A 10,241-nucleotide genomic window follows, 5' to 3' on the forward strand; every position below is an offset into this window, starting at 1 on the left:
CGATATGCCCGGACTGGGCCTCGAGGCGCTTGACCATCTCGCGCAGGATGGTCTCGAAACTCTCCACCGAAATCTCGCGCTCGTTCATGTTGAGGATCTCGACAAAGCGCGACATGTGCGTGCCCTTGAAGTTGTGCGGCAAATGCACGTACATGTTGAACATCGCCACGGTATGCTGCACCCCGCCGCTCTTGTCCTTGACCTTGATCGGATGGCGGATGGCCTTGATGCCGACCTTGTCGATCGCAAGATGGCGCGTATCAAGCATGCCCTGAACGTCCTCTATGGGGAAATCGATGGGAAGATTCATTCTGTTCACCTTTACACAAGTTAGAACCCAAGCCACTTAAGTCCTTGCCCGATATCAGCATCTCTCCGGTTCGCTCCAAAAAACGAAGGGGATCACGCAATGCCCAGCCTTGTTGCATGAATATCTCGGCGGAAACAAAGCTGGGGGCACTGTCCGCCATTTCATGCATCGTCATTACCCGACCCCCTTCCAAGTCCTAACCAAGCCTTAACTCTTAGTCCAGGAGGAGATGTAAGTGGAATAGCCCTGCAATCCGGGAGGGGGCAAAGCCATTCCACTCGATTCGATTATCAAACCGGCATCCAGCCAGCACAATCCCATTTAGGGATTACTCCAAAGTGGTTAGATCATTTCAAACAGCTAAATCGGCGGCTGAAATGCGGCCGGTCAGACGCACCCCACGCATCAATAGCACTCATCCATGCGCGCTTCATGCCTCCGCCAGCGCAGCCTCGCCATGCAGGTGACCTGGCTCATCCCTGTAACTTCTTGTTCCGTCTATAACCGTGAATTGCCAGCGCATTTCAATCTCCTTGCGCTCTTGGGACTTTTTGAAATCAGACAGGAAGCGGTTTACGGCGGCGAGCAGGTGGTATGAAGAATGACCATCTGCCGTTCCAACGGCGTAGTACCAAGGTTCAGGAGCCAGATTCTCTGGGAGGATTTCTATTTTTCCGCGCCAGGGACTGCCTTCACCATAGCAAGCCCAGGCAAAGATCGGTTGGTCTGCCGCAAATGCATCAACAACGCCGTCGGCAAGCGCATCATGGATGACGCTTTGATCCGAGAATCCGATCAGGTTGGCAACCCGCGTTTTGCCTGGCTCGACATGGCTATGCTTGCTCCAGCGCAGCCCGGCGGCCTCCAGCGTCGCAAACGCAGCAGGGTCGTTGATGCAGCCGACGACTTTGTCCGATAGATCAGGCAGTCCGTTGATACGGGTGTCATTGACACGACGCGCCAGCACATAATTGAGATAAGTGTAACTGTCGGAAAAGGCGACGCCTTCGTAGGCGGCGTTGGGTGGGAGCGCACTCCACACCAGATCGACCTCCTGCTCCTGAGGACGTCGCCCCACATACAGCAATTCAGTGCATTGATCCCATGGATACTCGACAAACTCAACTTGTACGCCAAGCCAGCGAGCAAAGGACGTCGCATAATCCACGTCCAGACCTCTCAGTGGCTCTCCGGGGCGTAAGCGGAACGAGAGCCCCTTGAAAGAAGGTTCAATGGCCACTCTCAACCTGTTACGCGAACGAATGGCTTCCAAGCGGTCATATCCCGCTGCATGAACGCACTGATCGCTCAACACCCGTTGCAACCCGAACTGCGGCTCTCTGGTTATGGTTGCCTCGGCAAGCGTCCGGGCAATATCCCTGGCCCACTCCGCCTTGGCTCTTTGCCGCCCCAGCGCACCACGGCTTACGCTTTGCATCGAGACCACTACCTTGCTGTGCTCGTCGACTTTTTCCAGGGCCATCCGCAATTCGTCAAACGCATCGGACACGGCATCGAATGCCGCATATGTCTGGTTGTCGACTTCGTGTACGCTGATTCCGCTTACCCTGCTGAATTCGGCAAGCTGTTTCTGAAATATCGAGAAGTCCAGCAGCGCGGATACCTGCTTGGCGTTGGCCACGGTATCGCGCGCCAACCCGCGGATATGGTCCGAGACGACACCGAATGGCCTCCCCACTTCCCCGGCTGCCGCCGACTGAATGGCCGCATTGAGCGCAAGCAGATCCAGTTCTTTCCCGATGCGCTCCAGCACATCGACTACATTACCGATTTCTGCGATTTTCCGCGCCAGCGATTGGTCCAGTCCGCCCAAGCCGCTTTCGATAGTCTGCATGGCGCTCTTCAATTGCTCGACGGATTGGATTCTCCGGTCTTCCGCGTTGGAAATCCCATGCTCCATCTTGGCCATGGCATTGGTAATTTCCAGCCGCATCGCCCCCAAGCGCTCTTCGACCTCCATGATGCTGCCGGCGTGCGTGGATTCCGCATTAAGCGCATATTGCACCAGATGCCTGATCCGGCTGCTCAACTGACTCACACCGAGCCATATCCCATCAAAATCTTCCGCTACCGGCCTCGGAGCCAAGGCAGGCTCCGGCGCTTCGATGGGCATGGCCACAACCGGAGCATCCTGCTTTTGCATAAATTTCAACCAGGAAAGCATAACGACCTCTCAATGTAATCGATAATTTTCCGCACGCTCACAGCTTGAACTGCCCGACGATCTGCAGCAGTTGGGCCGCGCGCTCATCCAGCTGCTGGATCGTCAGCGAGGCATCGTGCATCGACTGGTTGGTCGCTTGCGCCATGTGGTCGACGCGCTCCACGGATTGCGCCATCTGCGAAGCGGCCACCGATTGCTCGTTGGTCGCACCCGCGATCTCGGCCATCATCACGACCACGGCCTGCAGCATTTCCTGCATCTTGCGGATCTCGACTGCCGCCTCGTTCGACTGTTGCACGCTGCCGCTCACGGCGTTTCCGGCCGCCTCCATATTGTTCACCGCCCGTTCGGTATCCTGATGCACCCCCTCGATCATCTCGCCGATCTGCACCGTGGCCTTGGCAGTGCGCTCCGCCAGCTTGCGCACTTCATCGGCCACCACGGCAAACCCTCGGCCCACTTCGCCGGCGCGGGCGGCTTCGATCGCCGCATTAAGCGCCAGCAGATTGGTCTGGTCGGAAATTTCCTTGATCACGCCGACTATGCTCTGGATTTCGACCGAGCGCTGCGACAGATCTTTCATGGTGGTGCTCAATGCGCCCATGTCGGCTGACACCTTGGCCACCATGTCGGATGCGCGGAGCACGGTGTCGACGCTGGCGGTGGAACATTCGCCGGCTTCCCTGCTCATGCCGTCCGCACTCCTGGCGCTGTCGGCGACATGCGCGATGCTGGTGGTCAGCTGCTCCAGCGTTGCGGCATTTTCACTGGAAATATCGGCATTCCTGCGCGAGTCCTCGTCAATCCTCCGGGTGACGCCGGCAAGCCGGTTGATGCCGCTGCCCAGCTGTTCGATTTCCTCGCGCACGTCCAGCAGCATACGGCGCAGCTTGTCGACGAATTGATTGAATGCCTGCGCCGTTTCGCCGATCTCGTCCTCGCTGTCGACCGTCAGATGGCAGCTCAGGTCGCCGCTGCCTCCAGCCAGGCCGCACATGGCATCGCGCATCCTGTGTATTGGCTTGGTCAGTACATTGAGCAGGAACACCAGCACGACGAACATCAGCACCAGGCTTGCCAAGCCGATCAGCAAGGATTTGTTGCGATCGGCAACAGAGCTTTCCAGCAGTTTGGAAATCGGCACCGTTACTTCCAGTATCCACGGCGCGTCCGCTCCGCTAACCCACACCGGCTCGAGAAAGTGGCCTATATCGTTTTCAACATATTGAAACGAATGGCCACCCTTGAGTGCATTGCGCGCCGGCGGCGGCAACTCGTCGGCGCTGGCCGCCTTGCCGATTCTGGCGCTCTCCGGCAATGCGATATAAGTGCCGGAATTCGAGTACAGCTTGAGGAAGCCGACCTCGAACGGGCGGACTTTTTCCAGCTCCGTATGGAAACTCTTCAACCCGATATCGACACCACTGATGCCGACGAATTTCCCATTCACCATCAAGGGTGTGACTAGCGAAGTCATCAGCGTGGGCACACCCGACACCGCATAGACGTAGGGATCGATCAGCACCGGCTTGCCGGATTTTTTTGGCAGCTGATAGTAATCCCCCGCGCCCTCCTTGTCGTAATCGACCAGAGGTTCCACCACCGCCCGCTCGCCATCGAAATGCCAGTAAGGCATGAAGCGGCCGGCGGCATCGGAGCCGAGGTCCGTACGGTTGATGAAATTCGCATCCTTGCCATCGAACGCACCGGCTTCCCAGCCGGTGTAGAGCGCCAGGATTTCCCTGTGCTCACGCAACGTTCCGGCGATCATCTGATTGACCAGCGGCCGGCTATCCAGACCGCCCTGCTGCAGCCCGATAATCGCGTAGCCGGAATTCTGGCCGATCGACATCGCCAGCGAAAGGCGCAGCGAAATCTTCCGGGCTTCGTCCTGCGCTATCTGCTGGGCAATTCTGATGCCGTTTTGCCTGGCTTCCGTGGCGCGCGTGCTGGTCATGAAGCCTACCAGGCTGGCATAACCGACCAGGGTAATCGTGGCGGCAGCCACCACCACTTTCATGCGGAATGTTTTGATTCGAAATTGCATGACACACTACCTTTTTCTTATTTTCTTAATCCATCCATCCAGTGGGTGTAAACGCTGTCTGCCAGCCGGTTCAGCCGCCCCACGCGCATTTCCAGGCCTTCCAGGATTTGCGCGACGGACTGCACCGAAGGGGTGCCGGCAGCGGCGGCAATTTCTTGTTCATCGCTCTCGCACCACTTTTTCACCATCTTCGCGGTCATCTCGATGTGGCACTGGAAACCGATGTGCGGCCCGAGCGTGAACGCCTGATTCTCGCAATAGCGGTTACGCAGTACGCGGGTTGCTCCCGGCGGAATGCTGAAGGTCTGGTAATGCCACTGGAAGGTCGTGAACTTGCGCACATGGCCGAACCACTCCCGGGCTTGCGGCTCATCCGCAACGTCGACCTCGTGCCAGCCCACCTCCTTGCACTTGTTATCCGTGACGGCACCCCCCAGTGCCATGGACATCAACTGGCCGCCCAGGCAATGACCCAGCAGCGGAATGCCGTTATGGTTGAATTGCCGGATCAGATCGAGCAGGGGCGGGACCCACGGCAACGGATCGTTCACGCTCATGGGGCCGCCCATCATCGCCATGCCGCTGCAGGCACTGCTGTCCGGCGGCAATGGGGCGCCGGCGTCGACGCGGATGAGCTTCCATGGGATATCGGCGCTATCGAGAAAATCGGCCAGATGCCCAGGCCCTTCCGATGGCGAAAACTGGAGGATAGCGACAGGCTTCATACACCGCGCCGAAACCGCTCCCAGCGGTAGCGTGCCCAATAATAGGCGTCGATCACCGACAAGGCATAAATGAACAGCCCGCCGGAAAACTTCCCCACGACGGAAATCTCCGGGCCAGCCAGGTTGAAGGTAATCACCCCCAGCATCAGCATGAAAAACAGCATCATCAGGCCGCGCGACGGCGTATTGTTCACCACCTGCCCCACGCCGGGCAGAACCAGCGCAATCAGCAACACCACAACAGGGTGCAGCGGCGCCTTAACCGGTTTCTGGGCAATGCTCATCATGATGCTTGCGCTCCTTCGAGATGCTGGCGAATGCCGATAGCCTGCTGTAGCAGGCCGCGTACGCTTTCCTGTTGCAAGGGCGCATGATCGAACGCAGCCATTCGCAGCAGCAGATATTCGCCCCGTTCCGCCTGCTTCGCCTGATATGTCAGGCGCACCGCGCGCGGCATCAACAATAGTTCTTTCGCTTTTTCATCGGTAAACAAACGGCGCACGCAGCTGTCGATTGCCTGCAAATCCGGAGATTCGCCCTGCGTGCGGTAAATGGCGTGGCTGGGCCACCCGGGCAAGGGCGTCACGCTGCCATTCCAATCCCAGGAGGGACTGTAAAATTCAGTATTCTGCGGCCGCATCAACATATCCAGCGTGCCGATTGTCGCCGCATCCTTGGCCTGCACCTCGAGATGCAGCCAGAGCGACGGGATTTTGCGCATCGTCATATGGTCTTCTTCCAGGGTCATCCGTACCCGAAATCCGCGATAGATGCCTTCCAGCCCGGCGTAACCGGCCTCGTTGCTGGACAGTTTCGGACTTTCAAACAAGGAAACACATTCATCCAGCAATTGCGAACGTCCCATTCTCGTTTTCCGATGATGGTCCTGGTACATCCACCACAGAACGGCCATCAGCAACGCCGCTAGCACAACCGGGGCATAAGACATTTTCTGGCTCCCATCGAGAATAAAGAGAGCGATCCTAGGCTGCCGGCTCGCTCTCTTCGGACTACGTTAAAAAGCCACCCGCGTTCAGCGCACCGCCGTTACCGGACAATGCGCCTTGACGATGACATCCTGGGCGATGGAACCCAGCAGCATGCGGGACACGCCGGTTCGTCCAACCGAACCGGTGATGATGTGGTCGTAGCCGTTTTTCTCCGCGAAGCCGATAATGGCGGCTGCAATATTATGCCCGCCTTCCACGGCGCAGGCGACGTCCTGCAGCCCTGCCGCCTTCGCCCTGGCGAAGGCGGACTCCAGTTCGCCCTGCATCTGGGCGTCCGCCGCATCGAGCATCGTCGAATCCCAGAAGTAGCTATGCGACAGGTCTTCATCCGTGACATGGTTCACGGCGATAAATGTCAGGTGCGCGCCGGTTTTTCTGGCGAGGTCGACGGCGTAATCCACCGCCTTGTCGGAACTGTGCGAGCCATCGATGGCACAAAGTAAATTGCTGTTCATCAGTTGTTCCTCCTTGGGTTAATAGCCGTTGGGACGCGGCCATGGCATGGTGAACTGGTCACCGCGCTTGACGAACTGGTAGCGCCGGAACGTGAACCACACCGAGGCCACGATGTAGAAAGCCATGATGGACAGCAGCGACGCGCCATAGCCCAGGAAGGTGGCAAAGTAGACCGCCGCGCACAGGATAAACAGCGTGATCGCCGGGATCGGATGAAACGGGTGGACGTACCCGCGCTTGATGCTGTCGAGCGGCCATTTTCTGCGGAACTTCACCATGTTGATGGACATGAAGGTATAGCCCAGCAAGCCCGACAGGATGGAGAAAGTAATCACCTGATCCAGCAGGCCGGTGAAAGCAAAGGAAACGGCAATCGGAATCAGAAAGATGATGGCGCGGTACGGCGTGCGGTAACGCGGATGGATGGCGCCGAACCACACCGGCATATAGCGATCTCGCCCCAGCGAGAACCAGGCCCGCGCGGCATCGTTGATACAGCCGTTAGCGGAAGCCACGGCTGCGAACATGGTACCGACGAACAGCAGGATCTGCAGCTTGGTATTGCCCACGATGGTGGCGGCATCATACAACGGTGTTACCGCCTGTCCCAGATATTGCCATGGCATGAGGCCGGAGCAGATATACCAGGTCAGCGTCGCGGCCACCAGCAGGGTCATCATGCCGCCCATGGTGCCCAGCGGAATGGAACGGCCCGCGGAGCGCACTTCCTCGGCTGCCTGACAGGTGCCCTCGATCCCCAGGTAATACCACATGCCGAACTGCAGCGATGCGATCACCCCTATCCAGCCATAAGGCAGATCGGTCAGCAGCTCCTTGTGCTTGAGTATGGCTCCCGGATGCATGGGATCGACGCCGATGAACAGGATCAGGATCGCAAAAAAAGCGACCAGCGTAATGACGAAGTTGAGCGTCAGTGTCATGAATACGCCGCGATAGTTCAACCAGGCCAGGAAAGCGATGGTCAGCACCACAAACGGTTTGGTGTCCAGCCCGGCAAATCCCAGCGCCTCGGCCCCGGATTTCATCAGGTCGCCCACTACCAGCGCATCCGCCGCTTCCAGCATGGTATAGGCCATGACCAGATACAAGCCGACATTGAACGCCATCAATGGCCCGATGATATGCTTGGCCTGGGTGTATTGCCCCCCTGCTGCTGCCACCGTTGAAGTCACTTCAGAATCGATCATGGCGACACAGGTATACAGCAGACCGATCACCCAGCAGGCGATCAGCGAACCATATGCCCCTCCCTTGGCAACCGAGAAGTTCCACCCCATGAACTCACCCACCAGAACGATGCCTACCCCTAAAGCCCATATATGAAAAGGGTTCAGCACCTTCAGCATTGATATGCGCTCCGTCGTTGCAGCGCTTGCAGAATTACTCATCTCCCGTCCTCCCTTTGGTTAAGGATTATTTCTCGGCAAGTTCGTCGGCACCTTCGCGCGAACTCATCAGGAAATCTTCGTCATATTCCTTTGCCACGCGCACCATGTCGGCCAGCATCCAGAACAGCAGCAAACCGGATATTCCCCAGGCGGCGTAACTCAATAGTTGCCAGAAACTCATGTTCATCCTTTCGTTATCAAGCGTGATTCACGCGATCTCAGGCGGCTATCTGTCGCCGAACTTCTCGGCAATGACTTCGCGGTACTGCTTGTCGGAAGCCTTGATCATGTAGACAAAATAGCCAACGATCACGCCCACGGTAATCAGCAGCATGATGGGATCGATGGTGTAGTCGAATTTGGTATCGATCAGCCCTGCCGCCTTTTCGGCATCAAAGCCCAGCTTTACCCATTGTTCCTGCACCACGGCCGGCAAATGCAACGAATCCCAGGTCGGCTTTGCCGCTCCGGCCTTGGCCGCTTCAGCAGCGGCTTCGGATTTCAGCAGTAACGGGATATACAGGCTGACGTAAACCAGGATAAGAATGAAAATACTGTCGATAAACTGACCAATGCCGCTTTGCTTTTTCGGTACGTATTTCTGTGCCATCACAACTCCCTCCTTATGAATAAACGAATTATTGTTATTTTCCGATCAGACCCATTTATTTGGAGCCGGTGGAAGTCGAAGCCAAGGAAAAATCCTTGCCCCCGGCCATCGTCGCCGCAGCGAGCCGGTTGGCGTCCAGGTGCTTGATGTCCAGGCCATAGATAAAATCCTTGTCCTCGGCATAATGGCTGGTCATCGCGGCAACCGACGCCGTATTGAACAGCACCAGCAAACCGCTACCGGCATAAAGCGCAAAACGAATATTGCTATCCTCGACAATGCCGAGAATACCGACCAGCACAAAAGCCACAGCAACCCACAACAGCAAAACGTCTACCCAGGCCATGATGCAATCCTGAATAAACATTCTTTGTATCCGAGACTGTAAATCCTGTTTCATCACTTGCTCCTTTTGGTCACTAGTTAACTACCGACAAAAAAGTGCTTCTCGCCATCAACAAATTGATAAGGCACTCACGGTTTGCTGCTAAAACATTTGACAAAAGCAGATCGAGAAGGGAATGAGCATTCCCGTTTGACAAAAAGAATGAAGGGAGCCATTGCGCCGGGCGAACACGTCAAGACATTTGCTGCCTTTGATGATCGGGGGGAGGTAAGTCCCGTCACATCCTGTGGTACGTTCAGCATTGCAATAGCTCCCTTCATAAACCGACACAACGGTCGGGAGGAGTTACAACATGGAAATTAGAATTGCGAAACCCCCGGTATCCAGCTGGTGCCGGCCAACGGAATCTTGGCCATCGCAGCGGCTTCTATCGTCAACGCCACCAGGTCTTCACGCTCCAGGTGGTGAACGTCCATTTTTCCGCAGGCACGGGCCACCGTGGTGAGCTCCATCGTCAGCGTCTTCAAGTAATTGCGCAGCCGCTTGGAAGCATAGGCCGGCTGAATACGCTGCTCGAGGATTTCATCCTGGGTCGTCACACCTACCGGGCACTTGCCGGTGTGGCAGTGATGGCAATAACCGGGCGCCGTACCCAGCGCGGCGTAATCGGCTTCCGCGCTGATATGCTCGCCATTGTGCACATAGGTTTCGCTGTTGCACCCGAGCGAGAACAAGACACCCTGCCCAATGGCCACGGCATCCGCACCCATCGCCAGGGCCTTGGCAACATCGGCGCCGGTCCGGATACCGCCGGAAATGATGAGCTGCACCTTGCCCTTCATGTTCATGTCTTCCAGCGCCTCAACCGCCTGACGCAAGGCCGGCAGGGTAGGAATGCCGATATCCTCGATGAAGATCGTTTGCGTCGCCGCCGTGCCGCCCTGCATGCCGTCCAGCACGATCACGTCGGCGCCGGCATGGACCGCCAGCTTCACGTCATTGAATACACGGGTGGCGCCGATCTTGATGTAGATCGGTTTTTCCCAATCGGTCAGTTCGCGCAGTTCCTGCACCTTGATGGCCAGATCGTCGGGACCGGTCCAGTCGGGGTGACGGCAGGCGGAACGCTGGTCGACGCCGACC

At 57.3% G+C, this 10,241-nt stretch carries 12 protein-coding genes; all 12 read right to left on the bottom strand.

Annotated features, from left to right (window positions below):
- The coding region (locus VGK14_RS13695; RefSeq protein WP_331509652.1) for a GTP cyclohydrolase, FolE2/MptA family at positions 1-310 on the bottom strand (310 nt) is incomplete at its 3' end.
- A 430-nt stretch (positions 311-740) separates the two neighbouring features.
- On the bottom strand, positions 741-2,495 hold the full coding sequence (locus tag VGK14_RS13700; RefSeq protein ID WP_331509653.1) for a methyl-accepting chemotaxis protein: 1,755 nt from the start codon (positions 2,493-2,495) through the stop codon (positions 741-743).
- A 37-nt stretch (positions 2,496-2,532) separates the two neighbouring features.
- Complete coding sequence (locus VGK14_RS13705) at positions 2,533-4,542, bottom strand: methyl-accepting chemotaxis protein (RefSeq protein ID WP_331509654.1); 2,010 nt, start codon at positions 4,540-4,542, stop codon at positions 2,533-2,535.
- Positions 4,543-4,559: 17 nt separating this feature from the next.
- A complete protein-coding gene (locus tag VGK14_RS13710) occupies positions 4,560-5,267 on the bottom strand; it encodes a type 1 glutamine amidotransferase (RefSeq protein WP_331509655.1) in 708 nt (235 codons plus the stop codon).
- On the bottom strand, positions 5,264-5,554 hold the full coding sequence (locus VGK14_RS13715) for a hypothetical protein (protein WP_331509656.1): 291 nt from the start codon (positions 5,552-5,554) through the stop codon (positions 5,264-5,266). Before VGK14_RS13715 ends, VGK14_RS13710 begins: the two co-directional genes overlap by 4 nt.
- Complete coding sequence (locus VGK14_RS13720; protein ID WP_331509657.1) at positions 5,551-6,216, bottom strand: hypothetical protein; 666 nt, start codon at positions 6,214-6,216, stop codon at positions 5,551-5,553. The genes VGK14_RS13715 and VGK14_RS13720 overlap by 4 nt, the downstream gene beginning before the upstream one ends.
- Positions 6,217-6,300: 84 nt before the next feature.
- Positions 6,301-6,732 (bottom strand): universal stress protein, encoded by a 432-nt coding sequence (locus VGK14_RS13725; protein WP_331509658.1) that lies wholly within the window; start codon positions 6,730-6,732, stop codon positions 6,301-6,303.
- An 18-nt stretch (positions 6,733-6,750) separates the two neighbouring features.
- Positions 6,751-8,142 (bottom strand): APC family permease, encoded by a 1,392-nt coding sequence (locus VGK14_RS13730; protein WP_331509659.1) that lies wholly within the window; start codon positions 8,140-8,142, stop codon positions 6,751-6,753.
- A 25-nt stretch (positions 8,143-8,167) separates the two neighbouring features.
- The gene (locus VGK14_RS13735) at positions 8,168-8,323 is read right to left on the bottom strand and encodes a hypothetical protein (protein WP_331509660.1); all 156 of its coding nucleotides are present in this window, start codon (positions 8,321-8,323) and stop codon (positions 8,168-8,170) included.
- A 45-nt stretch (positions 8,324-8,368) separates the two neighbouring features.
- Positions 8,369-8,752 (bottom strand): hypothetical protein, encoded by a 384-nt coding sequence (locus VGK14_RS13740; RefSeq protein ID WP_331509661.1) that lies wholly within the window; start codon positions 8,750-8,752, stop codon positions 8,369-8,371.
- A 55-nt stretch (positions 8,753-8,807) separates the two neighbouring features.
- On the bottom strand, positions 8,808-9,098 hold the full coding sequence (locus tag VGK14_RS13745) for a hypothetical protein (RefSeq protein ID WP_331509662.1): 291 nt from the start codon (positions 9,096-9,098) through the stop codon (positions 8,808-8,810).
- A 359-nt stretch (positions 9,099-9,457) separates the two neighbouring features.
- A partial coding sequence (locus VGK14_RS13750) for an FMN-binding glutamate synthase family protein (RefSeq protein ID WP_331509663.1) occupies positions 9,458-10,241 on the bottom strand: 784 nt, incomplete at its 5' end.

This window comes from Novimethylophilus sp., assembly GCF_036504375.1.
Lineage (GTDB): Bacteria > Pseudomonadota > Gammaproteobacteria > Burkholderiales > Methylophilaceae > Novimethylophilus.

Excerpts from the sequence above, each read along its gene's own strand:
- VGK14_RS13725 (WP_331509658.1), bottom strand. The coding sequence starts at position 6,732 with ATGAACAGCAATTTACTTTGTGCCATCGATGGCTCGCACAGTTCCGAC.
- VGK14_RS13715 (WP_331509656.1), bottom strand. The coding sequence starts at position 5,554 with ATGATGAGCATTGCCCAGAAACCGGTTAAGGCGCCGCTGCACCCTGTT.
- VGK14_RS13745 (WP_331509662.1), bottom strand. The coding sequence starts at position 9,098 with ATGGCCTGGGTAGACGTTTTGCTGTTGTGGGTTGCTGTGGCTTTTGTG.
- VGK14_RS13705 (WP_331509654.1), bottom strand. The coding sequence starts at position 4,542 with ATGCAATTTCGAATCAAAACATTCCGCATGAAAGTGGTGGTGGCTGCC.
- VGK14_RS13720 (WP_331509657.1), bottom strand. The coding sequence starts at position 6,216 with ATGTCTTATGCCCCGGTTGTGCTAGCGGCGTTGCTGATGGCCGTTCTG.
- VGK14_RS13700 (WP_331509653.1), bottom strand. The coding sequence starts at position 2,495 with ATGCTTTCCTGGTTGAAATTTATGCAAAAGCAGGATGCTCCGGTTGTG.
- VGK14_RS13710 (WP_331509655.1), bottom strand. The coding sequence starts at position 5,267 with ATGAAGCCTGTCGCTATCCTCCAGTTTTCGCCATCGGAAGGGCCTGGG.
- VGK14_RS13735 (WP_331509660.1), bottom strand. The coding sequence starts at position 8,323 with ATGAGTTTCTGGCAACTATTGAGTTACGCCGCCTGGGGAATATCCGGT.
- VGK14_RS13740 (WP_331509661.1), bottom strand. The coding sequence starts at position 8,752 with ATGGCACAGAAATACGTACCGAAAAAGCAAAGCGGCATTGGTCAGTTT.
- VGK14_RS13730 (WP_331509659.1), bottom strand. The coding sequence starts at position 8,142 with ATGAGTAATTCTGCAAGCGCTGCAACGACGGAGCGCATATCAATGCTG.